22 protein-coding genes are annotated in these 24,451 nt (G+C 34.5%); 17 read left to right on the top strand and 5 right to left on the bottom strand.

Annotation, left to right across the window (positions count from 1 at the left end):
- Positions 1 to 62 precede the first annotated feature (62 nt).
- The 6 genes from ACIQ4I_RS04135 to arsB all read left to right on the top strand — a co-directional run bounded on the left by ACIQ4I_RS04135 (position 63) and on the right by arsB (position 6,628).
- Entirely contained in the window at positions 63 to 1,316 is a 1,254-nt protein-coding gene (locus ACIQ4I_RS04135) for a dicarboxylate/amino acid:cation symporter (protein ID WP_403093028.1), read from the top strand.
- 522 nt (positions 1,317 to 1,838) lie between these two features.
- Entirely contained in the window at positions 1,839 to 2,699 is an 861-nt protein-coding gene (locus ACIQ4I_RS04130) for an NAD(P)-dependent alcohol dehydrogenase (RefSeq protein ID WP_403093026.1), read from the top strand.
- A 658-nt stretch (positions 2,700 to 3,357) separates the two neighbouring features.
- Positions 3,358 to 3,918 (top strand): hypothetical protein, encoded by a 561-nt coding sequence (locus ACIQ4I_RS04125; RefSeq protein ID WP_403093025.1) that lies wholly within the window; start codon positions 3,358 to 3,360, stop codon positions 3,916 to 3,918.
- A 390-nt stretch (positions 3,919 to 4,308) separates the two neighbouring features.
- Positions 4,309 to 4,836, top strand: coding sequence for a hypothetical protein (locus ACIQ4I_RS04120; RefSeq protein ID WP_403093022.1), 528 nt, complete (start codon positions 4,309 to 4,311; stop codon positions 4,834 to 4,836).
- Between the two features lie 428 nt (positions 4,837 to 5,264).
- Positions 5,265 to 5,573 (top strand): ArsR/SmtB family transcription factor, encoded by a 309-nt coding sequence (locus ACIQ4I_RS04115; protein ID WP_403093020.1) that lies wholly within the window; start codon positions 5,265 to 5,267, stop codon positions 5,571 to 5,573.
- The gene (gene arsB / locus ACIQ4I_RS04110; protein WP_403093017.1) at positions 5,570 to 6,628 is read left to right on the top strand and encodes an ACR3 family arsenite efflux transporter; all 1,059 of its coding nucleotides are present in this window, start codon (positions 5,570 to 5,572) and stop codon (positions 6,626 to 6,628) included. Before ACIQ4I_RS04115 ends, arsB begins: the two co-directional genes overlap by 4 nt.
- A gap of 889 nt (positions 6,629 to 7,517) precedes the next feature.
- Here arsB and ACIQ4I_RS04105 read toward each other — a convergent pair.
- A complete protein-coding gene (locus ACIQ4I_RS04105; protein ID WP_403093015.1) occupies positions 7,518 to 7,739 on the bottom strand; it encodes a KTSC domain-containing protein in 222 nt (73 codons plus the stop codon).
- A 159-nt stretch (positions 7,740 to 7,898) separates the two neighbouring features.
- Between ACIQ4I_RS04105 and ACIQ4I_RS04100 the strand changes: the two genes are divergently transcribed.
- Positions 7,899 to 8,408, top strand: coding sequence for a hypothetical protein (locus ACIQ4I_RS04100; RefSeq protein WP_403093013.1), 510 nt, complete (start codon positions 7,899 to 7,901; stop codon positions 8,406 to 8,408).
- A 62-nt stretch (positions 8,409 to 8,470) separates the two neighbouring features.
- On the opposite strand, the gene proC is transcribed toward ACIQ4I_RS04100, so the two are convergent.
- Complete coding sequence (gene proC, locus ACIQ4I_RS04095) at positions 8,471 to 9,265, bottom strand: pyrroline-5-carboxylate reductase (RefSeq protein WP_403093010.1); 795 nt, start codon at positions 9,263 to 9,265, stop codon at positions 8,471 to 8,473.
- Positions 9,266 to 9,588: 323 nt separating this feature from the next.
- On the opposite strand from proC, the gene cyoE reads away from it, so the two are divergent.
- The gene (gene cyoE, locus ACIQ4I_RS04090; protein WP_403093008.1) at positions 9,589 to 10,536 is read left to right on the top strand and encodes a heme o synthase; all 948 of its coding nucleotides are present in this window, start codon (positions 9,589 to 9,591) and stop codon (positions 10,534 to 10,536) included.
- A 576-nt stretch (positions 10,537 to 11,112) separates the two neighbouring features.
- The gene (locus tag ACIQ4I_RS04085; protein WP_403093005.1) at positions 11,113 to 11,877 is read left to right on the top strand and encodes an amidohydrolase family protein; all 765 of its coding nucleotides are present in this window, start codon (positions 11,113 to 11,115) and stop codon (positions 11,875 to 11,877) included.
- Positions 11,878 to 12,001: 124 nt separating this feature from the next.
- On the opposite strand, the gene ACIQ4I_RS04080 is transcribed toward ACIQ4I_RS04085, so the two are convergent.
- On the bottom strand, positions 12,002 to 13,006 hold the full coding sequence (locus ACIQ4I_RS04080; RefSeq protein ID WP_403093003.1) for a CAP domain-containing protein: 1,005 nt from the start codon (positions 13,004 to 13,006) through the stop codon (positions 12,002 to 12,004).
- Between the two features lie 159 nt (positions 13,007 to 13,165).
- Here ACIQ4I_RS04080 and ACIQ4I_RS04075 point away from each other — a divergent pair, with 159 nt between their 5' ends.
- Complete coding sequence (locus tag ACIQ4I_RS04075; protein WP_403093000.1) at positions 13,166 to 13,456, top strand: hypothetical protein; 291 nt, start codon at positions 13,166 to 13,168, stop codon at positions 13,454 to 13,456.
- A 569-nt stretch (positions 13,457 to 14,025) separates the two neighbouring features.
- On the opposite strand, the gene ACIQ4I_RS04070 is transcribed toward ACIQ4I_RS04075, so the two are convergent.
- On the bottom strand, positions 14,026 to 14,874 hold the full coding sequence (locus tag ACIQ4I_RS04070) for a DegV family protein (protein ID WP_403092998.1): 849 nt from the start codon (positions 14,872 to 14,874) through the stop codon (positions 14,026 to 14,028).
- 512 nt (positions 14,875 to 15,386) lie between these two features.
- Here ACIQ4I_RS04070 and ACIQ4I_RS04065 point away from each other — a divergent pair.
- From ACIQ4I_RS04065 to ACIQ4I_RS04035, 7 genes are all read left to right on the top strand, one after another.
- Positions 15,387 to 16,685, top strand: a complete 1,299-nt coding sequence (locus tag ACIQ4I_RS04065; protein ID WP_403092996.1) for a protoporphyrinogen/coproporphyrinogen oxidase — start codon at positions 15,387 to 15,389, stop codon at positions 16,683 to 16,685.
- Positions 16,682 to 17,548 carry an RNA polymerase sigma-70 factor gene (locus ACIQ4I_RS04060; RefSeq protein WP_403092995.1) on the top strand — a complete coding sequence of 289 codons (867 nt, stop codon included), beginning with the start codon at positions 16,682 to 16,684 and terminating at the stop codon, positions 17,546 to 17,548. The genes ACIQ4I_RS04065 and ACIQ4I_RS04060 overlap by 4 nt, the downstream gene beginning before the upstream one ends.
- A 368-nt stretch (positions 17,549 to 17,916) precedes the next feature.
- The gene (locus ACIQ4I_RS04055) at positions 17,917 to 19,254 is read left to right on the top strand and encodes a TrkH family potassium uptake protein (RefSeq protein ID WP_403093390.1); all 1,338 of its coding nucleotides are present in this window, start codon (positions 17,917 to 17,919) and stop codon (positions 19,252 to 19,254) included.
- A 13-nt stretch (positions 19,255 to 19,267) separates the two neighbouring features.
- Positions 19,268 to 19,927, top strand: coding sequence for a potassium channel family protein (locus ACIQ4I_RS04050; RefSeq protein ID WP_403093387.1), 660 nt, complete (start codon positions 19,268 to 19,270; stop codon positions 19,925 to 19,927).
- Positions 19,928 to 20,121: 194 nt separating this feature from the next.
- Positions 20,122 to 20,754: a LysE family transporter gene (locus ACIQ4I_RS04045; RefSeq protein WP_403092992.1), complete on the top strand. Its 633-nt coding sequence runs from the start codon at positions 20,122 to 20,124 to the stop codon at positions 20,752 to 20,754.
- A 450-nt stretch (positions 20,755 to 21,204) separates the two neighbouring features.
- Entirely contained in the window at positions 21,205 to 21,801 is a 597-nt protein-coding gene (locus tag ACIQ4I_RS04040) for an AAA family ATPase (RefSeq protein WP_403092990.1), read from the top strand.
- A gap of 260 nt (positions 21,802 to 22,061) precedes the next feature.
- Entirely contained in the window at positions 22,062 to 22,769 is a 708-nt protein-coding gene (locus ACIQ4I_RS04035; RefSeq protein ID WP_403092987.1) for a DUF975 family protein, read from the top strand.
- Between the two features lie 172 nt (positions 22,770 to 22,941).
- On the opposite strand, the gene ACIQ4I_RS04030 is transcribed toward ACIQ4I_RS04035, so the two are convergent.
- Complete coding sequence (locus tag ACIQ4I_RS04030; protein WP_403092985.1) at positions 22,942 to 24,207, bottom strand: glycosyl hydrolase family 18 protein; 1,266 nt, start codon at positions 24,205 to 24,207, stop codon at positions 22,942 to 22,944.
- Between the last annotated feature and the right edge of the window lie 244 nt (positions 24,208 to 24,451).

Below are 24,451 nucleotides of genomic sequence, written 5' to 3'. Positions count from 1 at the left end.
CATATGATTAATATAACATTACAATTATTTGAATATTCAATAAAATGAGGAAGGAGAATTTTATGAAATTAGCGAGACATATCTTAATAGCACTGATTCTGGGGGCAATCGTGGGTCTTGTGATGAATTTTACAATACCGAGTATTTTCCCGTATATTGACAAATACTTCTTTTCTCCTCTAGGATCGATCTTCATTAACTTGATCAAAATGCTCGTTGTGCCACTTGTATTCTTTTCCATTGTTTTAGGTACTGCTAATATAGGTGATCCTAAAAAACTTGGTAAAATTGGTGTGAGGTCAGTTGCATTCTTTTTATTAACGACAGCAATTGCTATTACAATTGCTATTATACTTGCTTCTATTATCAAACCTGGTATGGTCGGTACATTTAATACTGAAGGGTTGAGCTATGAATCTCAAAAAGCACCTGCAGTTACAGATACTTTGTTAGGTATTATTCCGACAAATCCTGTTGCCGCATTTGTTGAGGCAAATATGCTGCAGATTATTTTCTTCTCAGTATTTATTGGTATCGCCTTGGCATTTTTAGGTGAGAGAGTAAAGACGGTCTTGAAAGTCATTGATGAGGGTAACGAAATTATGATGTATTTAGTTACTTTAGTTATGAAGTTTGCGCCATATGGTACTTTTGGTTTGATCGCTTCGGCAATTGGTAAGCAAGGATTCGATGCAATTAAAGCTATGGGACTTTATATGATTGTCGTGATTTTAGCATTAATCGTTCATTTTATATTGGTTTACGGTGGAGCACTTAAATTTATGGCGAAAAAAGATCCTATTCAATTTGTCAAAGATTTCTTCCCTGCTATGACAATTGCGTTCAGTACTTCAAGCAGTAGTGCTACATTACCTGTATCAATGGATATTGCACAGAAAAAAATGGGTGTCCCTAAATCCATCAGTAGTTTTGTACAGCCACTTGGAGCGACGGTGAATATGGACGGTACAGCTATTATGCAAGGTGTTGCGACTGTATTCATCGCACAAGTTTACGATGTCAATCTTACATTAACTCAACTTGCAATCGTTGTTATCATAGCAGTTTTAGCAAGTATTGGTACAGCAGCAGTGCCTGGAGCAGGTTTAATTATGTTAGCGATGGTATTAAATGCAGTCTCATTACCAGTTGAAGGGATTGCTTTAATTATTGGGATTGACCGAATCTTAGATATGGCACGAACAGCAGTGAATGTTTCAGGGGATGCAGTTTGTGCAGTGTATGTCACTCATGTCGAAAAAATAAAAGATGAGGAACATATAGAAAACGATCGATCATTACCTCAAGCTCAATAATTATTTGAACAGTTTATGGTTAAATATTCTTACAAACTTGCTTAAACATTTAATTCAATTTGTATTTAGGACAGGTAACGTAAATTTTTTAACCGTGATTCCAATAAAATAGAAAACAGCGATACGACTTAATCGAAATTATGTGTCATTTTCACATAGTTCCAGTTAAGTCGTATTTTTAATTTTGCTGATTAGTGATTAGCTAAGTATGATTCCAATATTGATCGTCATCTGGCATTTCGTGATTATTTGATGTCACATCCTGATGTCGAAAAAAAGTATGGAGATTTTATGTAAAATTGTTTAGGGGGTATGAAAAATTGTAATTAAAATAACTGGCAGGTTACTTGAAGAAGGAATTAACAAAATTAATAAATACATAATATTCCACATATATATTAGAGCCATCCATAAAGTTAATCTTCTAAAAACAAATATCCCTTAACTTAGTTAATATAAGCAATGTAAAGGTAGGAACAGAATGAATTTTTATCAAAACTCAAATGTGAAGGAGAGCCTATTATGAAAGCAATGGTATACAATAAATACGGAACGACTAACGTTCTTAATCTAAAAGAACTAGAAATACCTACTCTAAAACAAAATGAAGTATTGGTAAAGATTCATGCAGCTTCTGTAAATTCTTGGGACTGGGACCTCCTTAGAGGTAAACCATTCATGAATCGTCTTGGGGGTCTTCTTAAGCCAAAATACAAAATCCTGGGTGCGGATATTGCAGGAAGAGTTGAAGCAATTGGTAGAGAAGTCAATCATATCTCTGTAGGGGATGAGGTATTCGGAGACATATCCTGGTGTGGTTGGGGTGGGTTTGCGGAATATGTAAGTGTGAATGCAGAGGCATTAACGATGAAGCCAGCCAGTATGACATTTGAGGAGGCTGCTGCGATACCACAAGCGGGAGTTCTAGCTCTACAGGGGCTTCGTGATATAGGACAGATTCAAGAAGCTAAAAAAGTCTTAATTAATGGTGCGGGTGGAGGCGTTGGGACATTTGCATTGCAAATTGCTAAATTATATGGAGCTGAAGTAACTTGTGTGGACAGTAAGAAAAAATTAGATACTCTTAAGTCCATTGGTGCAGACCATGTTATTGATTACACTGAAGAGGATTTCGCACAAAAAGGACAGTTTTATGATTTGATTCTCGATGTTGTAGGAACTCGGTCTATTTTCGACTACAAGCGGGTACTAAATCCTAAAGGAAGATATGTTATGATTGGAGGCTCCACGTCTCGAATCTTGCAATTGTTGATACTGAGACCCATAATTTATAAAACTGAAAATAAGAAAATGGCTCTTCTTATTCATAAACCTAACAAAAATGACCAAAATTTTTTAAAAGAACTTTTCGTTGCTGGATAAACTTGTACCTATTATAGATAGACGATACTCGTTACATCAGGTTGAAGAGGCTGTTCTTCACCTTGGCGAAGGAAACGTCAAGGGAAAGGTGGTCGTCTGCATGGCAAATAATCAGATTTAATCAAAGATACTATGGAATATATTAAGAGTGTTACCAGTCCTAGCAAAGTAAATTTGTGAACTATTGTACTTAAAGTAACGGGGTGCGTTAGCTTAATAAGAATTAAGTGATATTATGAGTGAAGTCAGATTTTAGTTATTCAATTAAGGGGCGCTTTTCTGTACCATGGAACAGCGCTTATTTTCATTAAAGGGTCAAATTCTTGAATAACACTCGGTAATTAAATTGGATATTTATGTTAAATGAAGTTCATGAAGGAATGCACTTCAAGCAACGGTTAAATTTTATAGTAAACATATTTCAAAAGGTAATCAAAATCGCAGACCTATTCGCAATAGCGGGTAGGTCATTTTTATTGTTATATAAGGGTTTACATTAAATTATTTTAAAAAATAGCAGTCATTTTTTACAGAAAAAGTTTTTACAATAGAAGATATTTTATATTTAAGATGAATCTGTCGTTTAAAAATTATCCCTCTTATGTAAAATAAAGGGTATAATAGAATGAATAGTAAAATATAAAAAGGGGGTAAACAATTGAAACGATTTATTGTACTTTTAACTTTAATATCAGTTATAGCAATTTTAACTGCTTGTTCATCTGAACCATCTTTGGAACTTATAAATAAAAAAGTGGACATTATCAACGATAAAGGTAAGACTGGTGCGATGATTTTACAACAAGGCGAGAAAGCTGGGAAAGAAGTTGTCCCTACAGCATTGTATTACACTTTTACAATTAAAAACGAAGGAAGAAGTAAGAAAACCAAACCTTTGATAGTTAAAATTGAACCAAACGAAAAGTTATTGAGTGTTTCCAAGGAAGTGATGGGGTTTAATATTTTTAATCCAGAGGAATATAATAATAGTGGTTTGGGTTATGGAGGAAGTACCTATGGTACTATTCTTGAACCTAATACAGAGGGAAAATTTATTCTGCATTATGATTTAGGTGTTGATGAAGAAACTACTGAGGCTCTTCTTGTCCCATCTAAAGAGCAATTAAAAAAACTGGAAGATAATGCTTTAGAAGCAACTTTAATTGTATTATTGGACAACGAAGAAATAGCCCGTTTTGATTTGAATAAAAAAGAATAAGTATTTACTATTAAATATGCTGAAAAAGTAACATTAATATAAAAGCATCGGTGCTAATACCGATGCTTTTTTGTGTGTTAAACTACTTACTATTTTTGATGTTTTTTTTACTTTTGTCCCCCAAAAGAGAACCCGTTAGAATTCATAACGGGTTCCGTTTCCTATCGCAAAACAGCGAATTTACAACGAAAAATGTAAGGTAAAATCCATACCAAAAAGCTCCGCTATATGCGGTGCCTTTTGTTTTTCGGTTATAAAAATTTGTCAATTAATTTCGATTAAACTATTCCATTGTTTTAACGATATTTTGAAATAGCTTAAATTAATTAAAATGATATTCATTTTTATTGTATAATTTAATGGATATATATTACATATAAGGGGGGGCAAATGAAGCATCTTATTCCATTGGGTATTGTTTTCTTAACTATATTCACTTTATTGGGGTGTTCAAAAGAAAGCGATGTAACAACAGAAACAAACAAGAAGGCTCTACCAGGGGAAACTCCTCCTACGTTAACAATAACAGTTAATGGAGAAGAAACGAAACTAGATGTTTACGATTTTTGCTGGAACAATTGTGAAAGTGTTGGTTCATTAGATCGTTTAAATAACGATTCAATAAAATTAAAGAACCCTAAAACATTAAATGTAGCTGGTGGTTCAGAAGTGAGCATTTCAATAAATAATCCGAAACCAACATCGTTGTATTTTGACAGTTCCTATCGCTATGATACTGGACTTTCAGAAAAAGAAAACTATGAAATAAAAGATAAGAAAATAATAATTCCTAATGAAGAAGGGATTCATTATTATTTCATAGGCGCGGACTGGATTGACAATCAACATGCTTCAACTTTAGTACGGAAGGGCGAAAGTTATTATGGACCAATTGCTTTTCAAGTGACAGCTAACTAATAATTCTTGGCATTTGGAATTTTTAATGGTACTAATATTCAGGGATAGTCATTGGAGTAACAAGTATCTTACATCCAAAAATTAAACAACTATATTTTTAACCCCGTCTTAAATTTAGAACGGGGTTATGCTTGTTTGACCTTTTAAAAATAAATAACTTTATTGTCTTTTTACAATTAAATTAGCCAAACACAGGATTCTTCAAATTATTGTTAAGAACTACAACATCCGCATGAAGCTCAGGTGCATGTTGTTCCAAATAAAGTTTGGAAGCAGCATGATACCTATTGTTGAACATGTCTTCGGCCTTTTCATAAAAATAAGCGAAAACATCTCCAAAAATGACAGACACATTTTTATTATTGATTAATAAAAAATAAAGGTATAATATAAGTATATTCTTATATATAAATTTATAGAGGTGAATTATGGATATTCAATACTTAGAAAAACAGTTAAAAGCAGTTGCTGATGCAAATCGTTTAACTCTTTTAAGCTGTTTGAAGTCTGGTGAAGTATGTGTTTGTGATTTAGTAGATGTTCTAGGGCTATCACAGCCTGCAGTAAGCCAGCAATTAAAAAAATTAGAAGAGGCGGGGATTATTACAGCTCGAAAAGTCGGTACGTGGAAGCATTATCGGCTGGTTGAAGAACAAACTCCTATCATTCGAAAAGTTCTTGAAGAATTAGATGATAAACCAACTTGCCAATGTGGAACTTGTGGGGATGAAGCATGAACAAACAATCATTAACAAAACAACTTTCTTTTTTAGATAGATATTTAACTCTCTGGATTTTTGTCGCAATGGCAATTGGGATTGCAATTAGTTTACTAATTCCCAATTTTAAAGAGGTATTAGATGCTGCGAGTGTTGGTACAACAAGTATTCCGATTGCGATTGGATTAATCATTATGCTGTATCCACCACTTGCCAAAGTAAAATATGAAGAAATGTGGCGAGTCTTCAAGGATGTAAAAGTTTTAGCACTTTCCTTATTCCAAAACTGGATATTAGGTCCATTTTTAATGTTCTTCTTAGCCATCATTTTCTTACATAATTATCCTGAATATATGTCGGGATTAATCATGATTGGCTTGGCGCGTTGTATTGCGATGGTTATTGTATGGAATGACTTGGCAAAAGGTGACCCTGAGTACGTGGCTGGCTTAGTTGCATTTAATTCCATCTTTCAAATTATCATGTATCCCGTATTTGCATGGCTATTTTTAAATGTAATGCCAGGATGGTTCGGACTCGATACATTCAATGTGTCGATTTCTATTTGGGAAATTACAAAAAGTGTATTGATTTATCTGGGTATTCCTTTTGTAGCTGGTATACTTACTCGTTCGATTGGTATCAAAATAATGGGTAAGGATGCTTATGAGAAAAAATTCTTACCAAAGATTTCACCATTAACCCTTATTGCATTATTGTTTACGATTGTAATGATGTTTGCACTAAAAGGCGACAAAATCGTGGAATTGCCAATGGATGCACTTCTCATTGCGGTACCATTATTCATTTACTTCATTATTATGTTTGTTGTGTCTTTCTTTGCATCTAGAAAAGCAGGGGCAGGCTATCCAGTCACAGCAGCTCTTTCTTTCACAGCTGCAAGTAATAACTTTGAATTAGCCATTGCTGTCGCGATTGCGGTATTTGGTTTACATTCAGGAGCAGCTTTTGCAGCTGTCATAGGGCCTCTTGTAGAAGTGCCAGTACTAATTGGACTTGTAAGTGTCGCGCTACGGTGGCAGAAAAAATATTTTAAGGAAATCAAATTATAGGGAGAGTTTTGATGACAAAAGCACTTTATTTCCTTTGTTCAGGTAATTTATCCCAAGAGGCAGGGAGGGAGCGATAGTGGGGCAGGTGGATGTTGTTAAATAAGTGCTCTTTCGTATAGTTTGTTGCTCTCTTTCTAAATAGAATTAATGATTCTAGCCATCCTTTTTTTAGGGTTTTACACTCAAAGGTTACCTTTCAAGGAAATAGTCACTGTTGAGTATCTTATACAACTGAAGCAGGCGTTACTTCAAAAAATTAAATTGTGAAAGCTCCTATTAACAGAATGAATACTATGATTATTACAATTGAGCCACTATTGATAGTAAAAGAAAAAAACTGTAGACAATCTCGAATTTCTTCGCGCTTGTCTACAGTTTGACTCAGTAACGATTAGGTTACTGAGTTTTTGTATTATAAAATATTTACGAACATTTAATGATTGCAAATAATAATTGTGAAGTGGAAGACGGCGAGTCCTCGAAAATGCATTCGCATTTCCTTCGTGCGAGGCTAATTCAGTGAAGTTCATTCAAAGTCCTACGGGAAAAGCTTGAGCTGAAAGCCCCGCAGGAACGATTTTAAGGAATAAAGCCTAAGAACGCCACGTCCTGTGGCAACGGCTTCGTGACCAACATCATGTTGGCCTGAGGAGTTTGAAGCCAAGCCCGTGGAAAGCGCCGTCTGTAGCGGAACATGTAAATCTGAATAGTGAAAAGTTACTGTGTTGAAATGTCCGTATTTAAAAACCGAAAATGGATTTATGAAGATCTATTTAATTTTAATACTAGCCAGCTCCAATGAATAAATCATTGATTTCATCGATTTATTGGTTAGAAACCTAAAAGAATTATTCATTTTGAAGCTGAATAAATCACCTTTAGATTTGCGTTAAGATTGATTTTGAAGACGTACATAGCGATATTTGTCTTTAATAAATTTTTTGAAATAAATTCCTGGTGAGTCAGCTTCCATTAAACCATTATAATACAATTCGGGAACACCATAGTATTCGTAAACACCGTCTTTAATAAATTGGATACGCAAAATTAGAGCGTTTGGTTGATAGCCAACTGAAGCTAATTTAGAAGAAGTAACCGCTTTCATTTCCATAGTGAACCGCCTCCATTTTTTTCTAAGTGATAGGTGTAATAATAAAGATAGCAGATATTAACACAAAATGAAAGCGTTTACTTTTAAGGATTTGTTAATATTTGAAAATCTAGTTTTATTGCTTTGATAAAAAGTATAATAATAGGTAAGGGGGTTATTATGTCGAAAATCAAACAGCTCATTGCCTTTTTAATTATTTCAAATTTATTGACACTTTGTTTTCTTGCATATTCGTTTATTAACAAAGATTTTCAACAAAATAATTACTTTATAGAAGAAATTCAGGAGCCTCTTGTTGAGTTACAAGGTATGATTCATGATCAACAAGAGAATAACTGGAAACATCCAGAATTAGTGTCCTTTCAAGCCTATAAAATTCAAAAAGCCATTAAGGATGTCTTACAAGAACGTCATTTTGCTCATTCAAAATTAAAAGAGGAAGAAAAATCGAATTTACGCGATATAAATCAAGCACTTCAAAGTTTACCTCAAAATACGAGTCAGACTATAGCTATATGGAAGAAAAAAGATAAACAAAATGCACTAACTTTTGAAAAGGCATTGGTTCATGCCAAAATGGATACAAATGAAGAAGATTATAAAAAATTTATGAATAAGTGCAAAATTATTGCAAGTGAAACTTCAAAAATCAATGACATAAGCAAATAAAATAAGTCCATTCCAATTAAGATTACAATTTGGGATGGACTTTAATTTAATTATAGAACAGATTATGAAAGTTTGTGATCCTTTTCAATGACTGCATTGACAGCATCATAGATGGTACTAGCAAAGTGGTCATTTTGTAAGGAAGTTACGCCTTCAATTGTTGTACCACCTGGTGAGCAAACTTGATCGACAAGCTCCCATGGATGTTCATTGCTTTCAATTACCATTTTCGCACTTCCAAATACAGCGCTAGAAGCGATTTCAAGTGCTCTTTTTTTATCCATCCCAGCACGTACCCCAGCTCGAGCTAATGAATCAATATAAAGATAACTAAAGGCAGGAGAAGCGCCAGCAATCGCAGAAAATACCGTAAATTGTTCCTCTGGTAGTTCAATCATGGAACCGATTGTTTCAAATAGAATTTGTACCATTTTCTTGTCTTCATCTGTTGCATTTGAAGAGGCAGTATAGCATGTAGTTGATGCGCCTACAATGGCATTGATGTTCGGCATCACTCGAATAATAGAAGTTGCTTTAGGTAAAACAGATTCCAAATACTCAATGGATTTTCCAGCTGCAATCGAGATCACTACTTGTTTTTCAGATAATAACTCATTTACTTTTGGAAGTAAGTCCGGAAAAGTTTGCGGTTGAACTCCAAGAATGATGACATCAGCTGTCATAACTTCTTGCAATGTTGAGCATCCAGTTATTTGATAATCATTAACCAATTTCTCTGTTTTGTTTTGAGATCTATTAAATCCTAAAATATCATTCGCATTAAATTGTTGACTTTGAATCATTCCTTTTATAATAGCTGTGGCCATATTGCCAAGTCCGATAAAACCATACGTCAATTTATTTGACACTCCTTACGAATTACAATAATCAAGCATAGTATAGTATAAGATGAAAAGATCGTTTTGTGTAATATTTCATCTTATATTGTAAATGAGAATGGATTATTAAGAGCCAATTTATAGAATTGTTTGCATAGAATCATGTCATTATTGTGAATTCGTATGTATTGATATATATTTCTCTAAAATTTTGGTATGATTTAATTATTGTTTGCTATTTTAAAAGAGAAAATAAATTAAAACCGCAACTATGAAATTTTTTCAATTAGTTGTTATAATATAGTGGCGCTCTTGCTATGAAAAGGAATGAAAAATGAATAATGGGTAGTGACACAAAACGAGATCAGGCATCACAAGATACAGCTGTCACTGTATCGAAGCAATCTATTTCAAAAATTTTAGCTCAAACGGTCAAAACAGGTATTATAAAATCAAATCTTATTCCAATGGTGGCCGGGTTAACTCTTGCGCTTTATACGTATGAAATAAACCCTTTTGATAAAATACTTGAAATTATTTGTGCGATTATTGGTTCAGCATTAGTTATAGCTGCTGCTGGTGCTTTTAATAATTTATATGACAGAGATATAGACGCCGTTATGCAGCGAACGAAAGTACGTCCAACCGTAACAGGTGAGATTAAAATAAAATATGTATGGGGAATTGGAATAGGTTCAGCTATAGTTGGGCTTGCGGCTCTTTATATCGCAACTCCTTTAGCTGCATTACTTGGCTTTACAGGTCTTTTCTTCTACGTTTTTCCGTATACAATGTGGTCAAAACGATATACAGTATACAACACGGAAGTCGGTAGTATTTCGGGGGCAATGCCTACACTAATTGGCTGGGCGGCAATTCATCCAAATATACTGCACCCTGCAATTTTAGGGCTGTTTGTTATTATGCTTATATGGCAAATGCCACACTTTTATGCAATTGCTATACGTAAACAAGACGATTACAGTGCAGCAAATGTTCCAATGCTACCAGTTGCAAAAGGGATGAAACGTACTTATATCACAACAAATATCTATCTAATCCTTTTGATTGCTAGCTGTTTTTTACTTGGAACATTAAGTAAAGGTTTAATGTTAGTTGCGTTATTATTAAGCATAGTATGGCTTGCGATGAATATTTATGGTTATCATAAAAAGGATCCGAAGAAATGGGCAACATTGCTATTTGTCTATTCGTTGTTCTATATGACCATCCTTTTTTCAACGATTATTATTTATTCACTCGTTGGTCTATATTTAAAATTACGTTAAAATGCTCGACATTTTCTTTAAGAAAATGTCGAGTTTTTTTTAGTGAATTTTTTAAATATAGATTTAGCAATTTTCAAAATTTTATATAGTACAAATCGGCTATAACATGAAGTGGAATTAGCTCCGCTTTCCGTGGGCGAACTGACGAGCCTCCTCGCTACGCTGTGGGGTCTCGTCTAGCTCGTTTCCCCACAGGAGTCTCCGCTAATTCCACTTCAACTAAGATAGTTCACAAGATTTATATCCTAAAAATCAAGCTGCTTTTACTTTTTTAGTGCCCTCATTAAGTTCCAGGAGTTCCTGCAGGGCAGACCAAGCTTTTCCCGTAGGAGTATGAATAAACCTAACTGAAGTAACATTTCACGAAGGAAAAGCGAATTCATTTTCGAGGACTCTTCGTCGAATACGTTGCAATGCACAAATTGGATATTTTTAAATGTTAAAATAATTTTTTTGAATTTTGCATGATGAAATTGATTCAGGTATATAAGTAATTCTTATGGAAATGGTTAAAATAATTAATATTTAATTATACTTTTATTTCAATTACTATTGAGGGTGAAAGGGGAGTGCTGAATGACTATTTTTGATGCACATTTTCATATTATCGATGATGCTTATCCAATTTACGAGAATAACGGGTATATACCTCCTATTTTTACAGTTGATGATTATCTGAAAGCAACAAAAGATTTTCATATTAAGGGTGGAGCAATCGTTTCTGGCTCCTTTCAAAAATTTGATCAAAGTTATTTAGAACATGCTCTTAAAAAACTTGGACCAGAATTCGTAGGTGTTACACAATTACCATTTGATACAAGTGACGAAGAAATTTTAAGGTTAGACAAAATTGGAGTACGTGCAATACGTTTTAATGTGAAAAGGGGTGGTTCAGAGGGGATATCAACGCTTGAAACTTTGGCAAACCGTGTTTTTGAGTTAGCGGGATGGCATACAGAATTGTATATAGATGCAAAGGAAATAGGGGAGTTGGAGCAGGTTATTGCTAAATTGCCAAAAGTATCGATTGATCATCTTGGCTTATCTCAGGAGGGTGTACCTACTTTACTAAGGTTTGTAGAGAAAGGAATAAAAGTGAAAGCAACAGGCTTTGGGCGGGTTCATCTTGATGTGATTGATACAATGAAGAAAATCATTGATATCAATTCGGAGGCTTTAATGTTTGGTACCGATTTACCCTCAACAAGGGCTAAGAGACCCTTTCACGCGAATGATATTGAAATAGTAAAACAATGTTTTGAACAGGATATTGTAGAAAAAATCCTTTATAAAAACGGGTGTGCATGGTATGGGATCGAAACGGAAAATGTTGTACGGTAAATAGATAGAATTTTCGATCATTGAGGAACGAGGTCTTATTCAATAAGACTAATTTTCGCATTTTAAAGACGTTAGTTTATACAACTAACGTCTTTTAGTATTAACTGATTTATATAGTAAGAAACTAGAAGGGGGTATAGAAATTAATTGTATAATAAGGCACATCTTTTTTATCAAATGCCACGCCAACGCCTACATGTGTTAATTCGGGATTGAGAATATTTTCTCGATGACCAAGACTGTTCATAAGTGCTTCGTGTGCATAGATACTACTGAATTGCCCGGATGCTATGTTTTCAGCGTAAAGATGTTCGTTATAGCCAGCTGCTTTCATTCGGTTTTGAGGTTGGCTACCATCACTGCCGCTATGAGAAAAATAGTGATGATCAATCATATCTTGGCTATGATTTCTAGCTTGAGCAGTTAACCCATGGTCATAGGTTAGTGGTTTTAAGCCAAATTCAACGCGACTTTCATTGATTAATTCAACCATTAGCTTCTCATATCCTACTTTTAATTTGGCTGTACCTTGTCCGTAATAGCCATTTTTCTGCATCTCTACATCTTTTTTTATATATTGCACTGAACGAAGTTTGTTATGATTGTGATTATCGATAAAGAAGGTTACATAATAACCATCGATATTATATAGTAATTGTTCCTTGTCTTTACTACTTGAAAGTTGGTAAATGACGTTTCCTTTTTCAATTTGTGATAAAGGTGTACCTAGTTTTTGTTTTATTTCGTTATAGGTTGTCTTGCCGATGGTAGCATCAAATATTGTACGACCATTTCCTGCTATATATCCGCCGCTTTTATCTGGGAATGATAATGTGAAGTTTTTAAAATGATCCTCATACACATACCAATCTTTATTATACTCACTTGCTACGGTCATTTTAGGATCACTAGATATTTTAGGAATCCCTAGATTATCAACTTTTATTTCTTTTCGTTGTTCTTTAGAAACTTCTTCCTTCACTTGGAGATTTTCTATTCTTTGTAGCGTTTCTTTTTTTATTACTTTTTCGGCAGTGACAATTTTTTCAGTCAATTGTGTGTGATCGATATGTTTATAGCCATATACACAACCAGCGATAACGATTACACCTATTAGAAGTTTTTTCATCTTTTCTTCTCCCATTAATCATCTTCTTTGCATTATATAATTTAAATTATATGTATGTCTTTATATAAATAATAGTCGATAATAAAAGTGTGAATCAAAGAAGAAATTTTGGTGAAAATGGAAAAAAGCGGGCACTGAAAGAAAGGAGATTAACTCATTATGAAAAATAATGATTTTATAGATTTATCAGATTCAAATGAAGTTAACTACGAAGTTTTTTTGTTTTTTTTAAAGCAGGGTAGAGAAATTGAGTTTACTTACAATGAAGAAGAATATTTTATTCCTAACCACAGTGAAGGAAGAGTACTTTTAAATGAAGAAGGAGACAATTTAAATCCTTATATTGAAGATCCAGAAGAGTTTGTAATAAAAGCTAAAATAAATGGGTTAACATTAAAAGAAATCTTCCAAAATCAAAATGATAAAATAGAATTTGGAACTATTTTCTAAGTTTCTATTTCAATTCAAAGATTTAATAAAAAACACGAATATTAAATGAGTCATTGTTATAGGTCATATCAATTGGAACATTGTCTATGAAGCGGAAGATGGCGAGTCCTCGTAAATGCATTCGCATTTCCTTCGTGCGATGTTGATTCAGAGAGGTCAATTCATAGTCCTGCGGGAAAGCGAGACAGGTGAGACCCCGCAGTGAAAATTCTTTTTGCTCTGCAAAAGCAAAAAGAATTTTCTGCGACGAAGCTAGCGTAGCGGTGCAGGAGCAATCTTTTAACTGCGACGAGTAACCGCAGGAGCAAAGGCTTCCGAAGAGGCTCAACGCTCGCTTAGCACGAAAGCGCCATCTGGAGCGGCATACTAAGAATATTATCCAAATTATTGAGATGTTTATTTCTATCCTTGCTTTCCCGTATAATTGGCGCGAATTCTTTTTGATTCAAATATTTTATTCATATCATCAATTTTATCTATTTTTAATGGTTAACTACTTTAGGCCAGTTACTCTTCAATTAATTGTATCAAATACTATGAAAAAGATAGCAAAATTTTAAGAGCCACTTTTAAAAAGTCACCCAACTTAAACCTGTCGTGCCTTCACCTGCGTGGACGCCAACAGCTGCACTTAAAGGTAATACTAAAGTATTTAAGTTTGGAAATTCTTCTTGTAAATCAGCTTTCCAGCCTGTGGCCTCTTTTTCATTGTTACAATGAATGATAGCTACTTCTTCCATCGGATTCTTTTGCATTTCTTCACGGAATTGATCTGTTACGTATTTTTTTGCTTTACAAAACGTGCGCACTTTTTCTTTCATTTCAACTTTCCCATTATCAAAGGAAATAACTAGTTTGATATTTAATAGATTGCTTAAAAAAGCTTGAGTACCAGTGACACGGCCACTTTTATGAAGCTGAGAAAGACTTGAAGGGATAAAAGATAATGCAGTTTGATCTGTAACATCTTGTATTTTTTTTACGACGTATTCCACGTCTTGACCTTCTTTTATGAGCTTTTGTCCGTATTCAATCATTTTCATCATAGGGTATGATCCGATTTTTGAATCAATCGAATAGACTTTAAAATTGGCCATTTCACCAGCTGCAATCGATGACTGATATGTTCCTGATAGCTGGCTAGAGGTATGTACTGCGATTGCACAAGTATATCCATCTTCTTTTAATTTTTCGTATAAACTTACCATCTCGCCGATAGCAGGCTGTGATGTTTTGGGGTGAGCTTTTGTTTTCCGTAATTTGTCATAAAATTCATCTTGAGTCATATCAACAGTTTCTCTAAGTACGCCATCCTCAAACACCACACTTAATGGTAGAACGTGAATGTTATGCTCTTTGATAAAATCCTCGTTTAATAATGCTGCTGTATCTGTGACCCAAGCAATTTTCTTTGTCATAGTATAAGTTTTCCCTTCAAAACATTTCTATAAAAATAAATATTATATCTATTTTTTTGAAAACGCTTTCTATTTTCGTTAAGCCTACAATAGAGGAGGAATGAGAGATAGTGATATTTGTCATATAAGTAACTGATTTTATCTATAAGTCAAACTATGGACACAATAGTGGGAATACTAGGATATTTAGGGAATAAATTTATAATTGGATTGATACATTTCATAAGATATGGATAAACGGAGTATTTGAACATTTGCGGTTGAAAGTTGGTTACATCCATCAAATGAAACAAACATGATCACTTAATTAAGAAAAATTCAGCCCGCAGGAACGGTTTTAAGGGACAAAGTTGAATTACGCACCACACCAAAGCGTTTGGTAAAAGAATGGAAAATATACTTCTTGAATCAGTTCGTGTTACCTAACAATCCACTCCCTCAAAAAACTTTCATCTCCAATTTGTCACAGAATCATCCACTCATCCGTTATATTAGTAAATACTCGAAAAGGGATGATGATAATGACAAAATATGAAGTGGCTATTGTAGGCGGGGGAATATCAGGATTAACGGCTGCGATCTATGCAGCAAAAGCAGGAAAACGAACCATTGTATTGGAACTGCAAAAGCAATTGGGAGGCAGAGCCATCACAAACAAAAAGCAGGGTGTATATTTTAATTTGGGTGGGCATGCACTGTATAAAGGGGAGGCGTATGAAGCATTCCGCGAACTCGGACTTCGACTTGAGGGAAGCACACCGTCTATTGATGCTTACGGGATGTGGAAAGAACAATTGGTGCCCATACCAACGAACTTATCTTCTTTCTTTCAATCGCCTCTCCTAAGTTGGGGAGGAAAGCTCGAATTGGCAAAATGGTTCATTAAATTAGGAAAAATGGATACAAGCGTTTGGAACCAAATCAGTATCCGCGATTGGATTGAAACTCAATTGCATGATCCAATGCTGCGCAACGTTTTCTATGCACTACTTCGAACATCCACTTATGTGTTTGCACCTGAATTACATGCTGCTGGTCCTGCCTTAAAGCAGGTGCAGCGTTCACTAAAAGGGGTCTTGTATCTCGATAGAGGTTGGGCGACAGTCGTAGAAGAACTGCGTGAACTTGCTGTCCAACAAGGAGTGGAGCTAATCACAGGTTGTAAAGTGGTTGCAGTCGAACATCAAGATCAAAAAGTACAATCGATTTTATGTGAGGGTGGCACTAGAATAGAAGCATCGAATGTTATTCTAACTACACCACCTTCCATTTCTCACAAACTAGTTTCTCATGCAGATCAAACAGCACTCGACACGTGGAACAAGCAAGCTATTCCTGTTACGGTTGCCTGTCTAGATGTTGGATTACGTCAGTTGCCTAATCCAAAACACCAATTTATCTATGGATTGGATCAATCATTTTTCTTTACGCACCAATCACGGGAGGGAAAACCAAGACCAGCTATCTTGAGTGATAATGGGACACAAGTAATATCGCTTATTAAATATCAGGGTCAACAAACAGATGCAGCGAAGGATGAGAGTGAGTTGGAGCATGTATTAGATGTGGCTCAACCCGGCTGGCAGAATGAATTAGTTGCAAGACAGTTCCTGCCTAAAATGACGGTTGTCCACGATTTTCCTCATATGAAAAGAATGGAGAATCCAGGCCCTTCTGTTCCTGAAATTGAGGGACTATATGTTGCTGGAGACTGGGTCTCACATGGGGAGCTGCTCGCTGATGCATCCGTAGCTAGTGCTAATCGAGCCGTTTCACAACTACTAAATACTAGAGAGGAAATCAAAATATGAGTATAGAAAGACTTTATCAAACCTATCAATCTCTGCTTTTTTCTTTAGCCTACCGTATGTTAGGGAGCGTCATGGATTCAGAGGATATTGTCCAAGAAGCGTTTATAACCTTTAATCAGCTCCCTAACTACGAACAAATTGAAAACAAAAAAGCGTATCTATGTAAGATTGTCACCAATCGCTGTCTAGATTTGATACGGTCATCCTCAAAAAAACGTGAGGTATATGTCGGACCGTGGCTTCCAGAACCATTACTTGAATTAGAGAATGCACCTAACGATCCTTCACAAGCCTTTTATCAACAAGAATCCCTCTCCACCGCATATTTGCTATTATTACAACAATTAAATGCGATAGAACGAGCAGTCTTTTTGCTTCGTGAAGTCTTCCAATACTCTTATGATGAAATAGCTGAGATTCTTGGTAAAAGTAATGATAACTGCCGGCAAATTTTTCACCGTGCGAAAAAAAGTATGAAATATGATCCTAATAAACAGCCTTCGATATCAATGGCTGAATCTAAAGTAAAAGAGTTTGTACAGTCCATCTTAAATGGAAACGTAAATCAATTATTGGACCTTGTCAGCGAAGATGTAGCAATGTACTCGGATGGCGGTGGCAAAGTAAAAGCCGCACAAATACCTATTTTCGGTGCTGCAAAAGTAGTTCAATTGCTTCGAAGTCTAATGAAAATGTATGCAGGCAAATTCACCATCAAATATACATCTGTCAACGGTCTACCAGGACTGATTTTAACAACTGATGATCACTTACAATATGTATTCTCATTCGATTTTAGTGGCAATCGAATTCAGACGATCTACTCGGTTGCTAATCCCGATAAATTACGACATTTGCAATAGAAGACTTCAAACGATAACTAAATCGCCGTTCTAGCTCTATTAATCAGACACAAAAAACAGCTGGCTTATCCATCTTAGCCAACTGTTTTTTTACTATTTTTCGATCACTCAATTAGCATGTTTGATTCCTCAGTCCATTTAGCTCACTAAATTTAATCTTGTAATTTTTAATTTACTGATTGGATGTATTTTTCTATTCTTGATTTACAAAATATTTGATAAATGTATAATGCGTTCTATTTTTCACACATTAAATTAATGGACAAATCTTAGAAAAAACTAGTCATTTTTGAAGTCAAATTTGACCTTTAAATGGAGTGAGTTAAATGAAAGATCATCCTTTTTATCATCTCGATAAGGGAAAAAAGATGAAAAAAGTAAAAGATAAACTCAATCCTTCTAAAATTCTTGTATTAGGTTTTGCAATTGTCATTCTAATAGGTACCTTTTTATTAAGGCTTCCCATTGCAACTGAAGACGGAAAGGGACTCACATTCTTAAATGCTTTATTTACTGCTACATCTGCAACCTGTGTTACCGGACTTATTGTAGTAGATACAGCTGATACATTTTCAACGTTTGGTGAGGTGGTCATATTAATACTAATTCAAGTAGGTGGCTTGGGATTTATGACATTCGGAACCTTTTTATTTATGTTATTAGGCAAAAAAATAACACTTAAAGAAAGGTTATTATTAAAAGAATCAATTAACGTTACCACTCTTGAAGAGACGGGAATACTCGTAAAAAGAATATTGCTTTTCACTGCAATAGCTGAGATCTTAGGTGGGATTATTTTATCCATTCGATTTTCTTTTGATATGACAGTTGGTAAAGCCATCTATTATGGCTTTTTTCACGCTATTTCCAATTTTAATAATGCTGGTTTCGATTTAATGGGGAATTTTCGAAGTTTGACTTCCTATGAAAACGATCCAATTGTCGTTTTAACTATTTGTTTTCTTATAACAATAGGGGGACTAGGTTTTATTGTAATCAATGAACTGTATGAATATCATCAAACACACCGATTGACAATGCATACGAAAGTGGTATTAACGACAACTGTTATTTTAACAGTAGGTGCAACTCTTCTAATTATGCTATTTGAATATGGTAATGAGAAAACACTTGGTCCCTTATCTTTTCAGGGGAAAGGGTTAGGTGCAATATTTCAGGCGATTACTCCTAGAACGGCAGGCGCTAATACATTACCACTAAATGAATTAACACATGCAACTTTATTTTTGACCATTTTCCTAATGTATATTGGAGCCGGTTCAGGTTCAACTGCAGGTGGCATTAAAATTACAACATTTGCTGTTTTAGTAGCAACTGTTTGGTCTCAAATGAAAGGGAAGGAAGATGTTGAATTATTTAAACGCCGTATAGTAGTGGAGACAATTTTAAAAGCACTAAGTGTTGCAATGAGTGGATTAGCAATCGTTGTATTCGTTACTTTTATACTTAGTATTACTGAAAAGAAACACGATTTTATTGTCTATCTATTCGAAGCAACTTCTGCTTTTGGAACCGTAGGACTTTCTATGGGGTTAACTCCTGAACTTTCTACTATCGGTCGAATAATAATTATTGTAACAATGTTTGCAGGGAGATTAGGTCCTTTAACGATTGGTTTTGCTATTTCCAAGAAGCGAAAACAGCAAGCTTACCAACATCCAAAAGGAAATATAATGATTGGTTAACAAAAGTAAAGGAGTGTCCTCATTGGGTCAATATGCTGTGATTGGATTAGGAAGATTTGGAATAAGTTTAGCGAGAAGATTATTCGAGGCTGGTCAAGAAGTTCTTGGAATAGATATAGATGAAGAGATGGTAGAGGAAGCAGAATTGTTCGTAACGCATGCTGTTGTAGCGGATGCAACAGAAGAGAAAGCTCTAACCTCCCTTGGAATTAGTAATTTTGATTGTGTAATCTTAGCTATAGGTAATGATTTGCATGCGAATATATTAACTGCAATGCTTCTAAAAGATCTTGGCGTAAAAAAATTGATTGCAAAAGCTTTAGAAAAGCGTCATGGAGATCTCTTAGATAAAATAGGTGCTGATTGGATAATATTCCCTGAACGGGATATGGGGGAAAGAGTTGCAAATCAACTCCTATCACCAAATATGTTGAATTATATTGAGCTGTCCAAAGAATATAATATAGAGGAAATTATGATTTCTCCTAAAATGGCTGAAAAAACGCTCAAAGAACTAGATATTCGGGCTCAATATAATGTGACTGCAATCGCCCTGATTAGAGAGGGGGATATTATCATATCTCCTTCTCCAGATGAGGTTATTCACAAAGAAGATATTCTGGTTATGATCGGAAAAAGTGAGGATTTAGCCAGTTTTTCAAATATAAAATAACGTTTGGCCAGCTGGGAATTTTGGGAATTTATTTATAACTCTAATTCTTTACGAATAGTATTTTTATAATCATAACTGTGAAAAACATCATCCAGCCCAATATCATCGACCGTAAGTAAAAAATTAACATTGATTTTATATTCATTAATAGGCATAATTATACCATCGATACTTGAAGAAAAAGGAAGATGATAATGGATATTTATTTAGAATACTTTCTGGTTGGGCTTGCCATTGCACTACCTGTAGGTGCTATTACAGTGGAAATGACGAAGCAAGGTTTAAAGAATGGATTTTTCCATGGCTGGGCTGTTGGTTTAGGAGGAATGACAATAGATGGACTTCTTATTTTAGCATTATATTTTGGACTTGCTTCTATTTTATCATTACCTTACGTGCAAATGCCGTTATGGATTATAGGCGCAATTTTCCTCGGTATGTTAGGATATGATTCTATCAAAAATGCCGATAAAGACATAACATTAGCTGGTGAAAAAACAACGAAGTCTTTTTGGAGTACATATAAGAATGGGATACTTGTAGCCGTTTCTCCTGGGAATTTAGTGTTTTGGGTTACTGTATTCGGTACGGTATTGACAAAATCCTACAGTACAACACATACTGGGAGCTTTGTAATTGCTGCATTAGGGATTTTATCAGGTATCTTAGCTCATGATATTGGTTTACTGTCAATCGTTGCAACAACAAGAAAAGCCATGAGTAGAAATATGATCAAATGGAGTTCCATTATTGCTGGAGGATTATTATTTTTCTTTGCGGGATATTTTATCTATCAGTTTGTGAATAATTTAGTTGAGTTTATGTGACACACTGTTTATTCTTTATTTACTTGATGAATCAATTTCATAATGCAAAGATTTGATAAAAAACACGAGCATTAAATGAGCCATTGTTATATGCCATATCTATTAGAACATTGTCTATGAAGCGGAAGATGGCGACTCCTGCGGGAAAGCGAGACAGGTGAGACCCCGCAGTGAAGCACGGTACGGGCTTCCGAGGAGGCTCAACGCTCGCCCGCGGAAAGCGCCATCTGGAGCGGTATACTAAGTAAATACTAGAAATGAATAAAGTTTGGTTAAAATCATCTCTCCTCTAAATGTTTCTTAGTTGTGAGATGATTTTTTATTGGATATTTATGTTAATATCGAATGAAGATTGTGAACAAATGTAGATAATAACGGTGCAGGGTTAGCTCAATAAGAAAATTATGATTAATAAGGAGAAATCATTCCATATAGAAAAGAGTGTTTATTATGATTATTTGGATAAATGGTGCATTTGGTTCTGGGAAAACTCATACTTCATACGAATTAAACAGAAGGATACCTAATTCCTTTGTCTATGATCCAGAAAATATGGGTTTTTTTATTAACAAAAATATACCCAAAGAAATTAGTAAAGGAGATTTCCAAGATCATAGTATCTGGCGAGAGTTAAATTACACTATTTTAAAATCCATAGATAGTGAATATGACGGAGTTATTATTGTTCCAATGACCATAGTAAACCCACATTATTTTGAAGAAATAGTAGGGAAACTAAGAGATGATGGAGTGATAGTCAATCATTTTGTACTTTGGGCCTCTAAAGAAACATTACAAAAGAGGTTACGAAGTAGGGGGGAGGGCAAAAATTCATGGGGTGCAAAACAAATAGAGCGATGTATTCAAGGGTTGTCCAATGATATATTTAAACATCGACTAGAAACCGATACTATGACAGTTGAAACTGTAGCGGAAACAATCGCATCCATGTTAGACATTCATTTACTCGAAGATAACAGAAATAAATTCAGGAAAAGATTGGACAGAATTAAAACACAAATAAAACAGATGCGACTTATCAATTAATTAGGTTACTCCCTTCAAATAACTGGGTAATTTATCCTTAATTACTAAATAAATACAATAAATGGTAGTTTGGAATTTTTATTTATTATATAATATATTTACATGCGTACAATAATATAAAATTGGAGGAGATGATGTAAAAAGTAGGAGTGTATCTATTATTGGTTTAATTTTTTGAAATTTCGTATTCAAAAAACGAGAATTGATTCATTTAAGATTTTAATTAAAGTTTCAAATTATGTTTCAAAAGGGGGATATTATTGAATATTCGAATTTCTGAAATTAAGAGAGAATCTTTACAATCGTTAAAAGGAAATTGGGGACTAGCTGTATTACTTACTTTTATAATGTCTATATTGTTTTATGTCTTACTCTTTATGATTAGCCTCCTTAATCTTGTTTTAACAAGTGGACTTTATGTATGGTTTAACCAAGATGAAATAACCAATGTAATGGTGGTTTTATATCTAATTATTGATATTTCACTAATTCCTTTATTAATCGGAGTATATTGGTTCTATTTATCTTTAGTACGGGAAAACAAACCTCAGATTTCTACTGTTTTATCAGTCTATCATAACGGAAAAACCCCAATAAAATTAATTGTAGCATATACATTGCAGAAAATTTTTGTGATTTTATGGTCATTGTTATTAATTATTCCAGGAATAATAAAAACCATTGCTTACTCACAAACATTTTACATATTACGTGATCATCCTGAATATACTATTCTTGAAGCAATATCAGAGAGTAGAAGAAGAATGAATGGGTTTAAATGGAATTATTTTTTATTGCAACTTAGCTTTATTGGTTGGGGTATACTCTGTTTATTTTCTTTAGGAATAGGATTTTTGTGGCTAGTACCGTATGTCTCAACAGCAAATGCTACGTTTTATAATCGAGTGATTTATAATCAAGACGCCGATACAAGTGATAATGCAATTATTATTGAAAAGCTAGGATAAATTCAAAAACCATTATAAAATATTTAAAAATGTATTGGAAGCTTGCCCACTCGAACAATTTGCCGACAATCTGAAATGCCCGTTCAATGATTTGAACGGGCGTTTTTTTATGAAGATGATAATTTGTTTTGTAAATTATTTTAGTATTATCTGTACAGGAAAAGCTTTAAAGTTAGAGGATTTTTCTAATTCTAAAGAACTCATTAAACAAAACGGCAGATTGCGTAAATGGTAAACCAAGTTGCCATGATCCAACACCTCTTAAACGTTGGTCAACAATAAGTTGGAGCTTCTTAGCGAGTGCACGAGCGTCTTCAAACCAAACAACATGTCTTCTACCAGTTGTATCGTAATAATAGAAGAAAGGTTGTTGATATTGTGCCGAATATTGAATGGGTACATTATGGCTCATCGCTGTCTTATAAGCATCTGCGACAGAAATTGCTTTAGCGGTTATCACAGCGCCGCTATCCGTTAATGTCCAATCATAGCCATAACGAGGAACTCCAAGAAGTATTTTGTTGCGTCCCATTTTCCCAATTGCATAATTTACTGTCTTCATTACTTCACCAATTGGCGCTACTGGACCAGGTTCGCTACTCAACTCATGCCAGTCATAGGCCATAAGGAAAACAAAATCAACTGCTGCACCGATTCCACCGTAATCGTAGCCCTTATTGTAAGGAGGATCATTATCACCTGTTTTGTATGGTACTGCTACTGAAGTAGATAATCCTTCAGGTCTTAATCGACTACTCAATGCCCGCAAGAAGCTGGTAAAATTATCTCTTTCTTCAACAGGGACTAGTTCAAAGTCAATATTAACCCCTGCATAGTTTTTACTTTTTACCAAATTATAAATGTTATCGATTAACCGTTGCCTTACTGCAGCTGAAGAAAGGACTTGCCTCACTAATTGGGAGCTAAACCCAGTAGGTGTTAGGTTGGTGATAACTGCAATTGGAGCTACAAAATATTGTCTAGACAGTCTAACAATTTGCTGATCATCCAAGTCACTTAAACTTCCATCAGCATTAATATGATGTTCGAAAATACCGTAATAAGTATTATATGGTGAATAATTTTGTACGAGAAGTTGATCGTTTTCTGGGGTAGTAACAGTTATATATCCAAAACTATAAGCACTATATTTTTTACGAGGTGGAAGATAAAGCCGCATTCCCACAGTCAGATTTGTAGAGTGAAGACCGTTATAAGCTTGAATTGTTTGAACAGGAACCATGGCCATTTGAGAAATTGAATATAATGAATCACCGGGTTGGACAATATATTGATCAGTAGGTATCAGTAAGTCTTGACCAGGTACAATCGAGTCGGAGGATAAACCATTCATTATTCTTATACTATCCATCGTAACCCGAAACTTATTGGCAATAGAAAAGATTGAATCACCATACTTTACGACATAAATAAACAAAGAACCGCCACCTTCAAATTAGTCGTCAATTTCAATATATGCTAAGATTTCTAGATTGATATTTATCTAGTTAACATTTTTTATATAGAAAGCTTTATTAGTCAGTATTCCTTTTAGTGTAAAAAATGTTTTAGCTAAATGATGTGGGAATATTACTAAGAGTGTTTTACAATAAAATTAAGGGGATAATTAGTAAATATAGGAAGTTTATATTGTTTGGAGAGCTATAAAAAATGAAAATGAA

Origin of the sequence: Rummeliibacillus sp. NPDC094406, assembly GCF_044763875.1 — a bacterium.
Classification (GTDB): domain Bacteria; phylum Bacillota; class Bacilli; order Bacillales_A; family Planococcaceae; genus Rummeliibacillus.
The sequence above is the reverse complement of the archived record's forward strand: the minus strand, read 5'-3'. Positions and strand labels throughout refer to the sequence as shown.

Coding starts and splice junctions, on each gene's coding strand:
- ACIQ4I_RS04135 (WP_403093028.1), top strand. CDS start 63: ATGAAATTAGCGAGACATATCTTAATAGCACTGATTCTGGGGGCAATC.
- cyoE (WP_403093008.1), top strand. CDS start 9,589: ATGGGTAGTGACACAAAACGAGATCAGGCATCACAAGATACAGCTGTC.
- ACIQ4I_RS04105 (WP_403093015.1), bottom strand. CDS start 7,739: ATGGAAATGAAAGCGGTTACTTCTTCTAAATTAGCTTCAGTTGGCTAT.
- ACIQ4I_RS04100 (WP_403093013.1), top strand. CDS start 7,899: ATGTCGAAAATCAAACAGCTCATTGCCTTTTTAATTATTTCAAATTTA.
- ACIQ4I_RS04060 (WP_403092995.1), top strand. CDS start 16,682: ATGAGTATAGAAAGACTTTATCAAACCTATCAATCTCTGCTTTTTTCT.
- ACIQ4I_RS04045 (WP_403092992.1), top strand. CDS start 20,122: ATGGATATTTATTTAGAATACTTTCTGGTTGGGCTTGCCATTGCACTA.
- ACIQ4I_RS04040 (WP_403092990.1), top strand. CDS start 21,205: ATGATTATTTGGATAAATGGTGCATTTGGTTCTGGGAAAACTCATACT.
- arsB (WP_403093017.1), top strand. CDS start 5,570: ATGAACAAACAATCATTAACAAAACAACTTTCTTTTTTAGATAGATAT.
- ACIQ4I_RS04120 (WP_403093022.1), top strand. CDS start 4,309: ATGAAGCATCTTATTCCATTGGGTATTGTTTTCTTAACTATATTCACT.
- ACIQ4I_RS04115 (WP_403093020.1), top strand. CDS start 5,265: ATGGATATTCAATACTTAGAAAAACAGTTAAAAGCAGTTGCTGATGCA.
- ACIQ4I_RS04080 (WP_403093003.1), bottom strand. CDS start 13,006: ATGAAAAAACTTCTAATAGGTGTAATCGTTATCGCTGGTTGTGTATAT.
- ACIQ4I_RS04055 (WP_403093390.1), top strand. CDS start 17,917: ATGAAAAAAGTAAAAGATAAACTCAATCCTTCTAAAATTCTTGTATTA.
- ACIQ4I_RS04085 (WP_403093005.1), top strand. CDS start 11,113: ATGACTATTTTTGATGCACATTTTCATATTATCGATGATGCTTATCCA.
- ACIQ4I_RS04075 (WP_403093000.1), top strand. CDS start 13,166: ATGAAAAATAATGATTTTATAGATTTATCAGATTCAAATGAAGTTAAC.
- ACIQ4I_RS04130 (WP_403093026.1), top strand. CDS start 1,839: ATGAAAGCAATGGTATACAATAAATACGGAACGACTAACGTTCTTAAT.
- ACIQ4I_RS04070 (WP_403092998.1), bottom strand. CDS start 14,874: ATGACAAAGAAAATTGCTTGGGTCACAGATACAGCAGCATTATTAAAC.
- ACIQ4I_RS04065 (WP_403092996.1), top strand. CDS start 15,387: ATGATGATAATGACAAAATATGAAGTGGCTATTGTAGGCGGGGGAATA.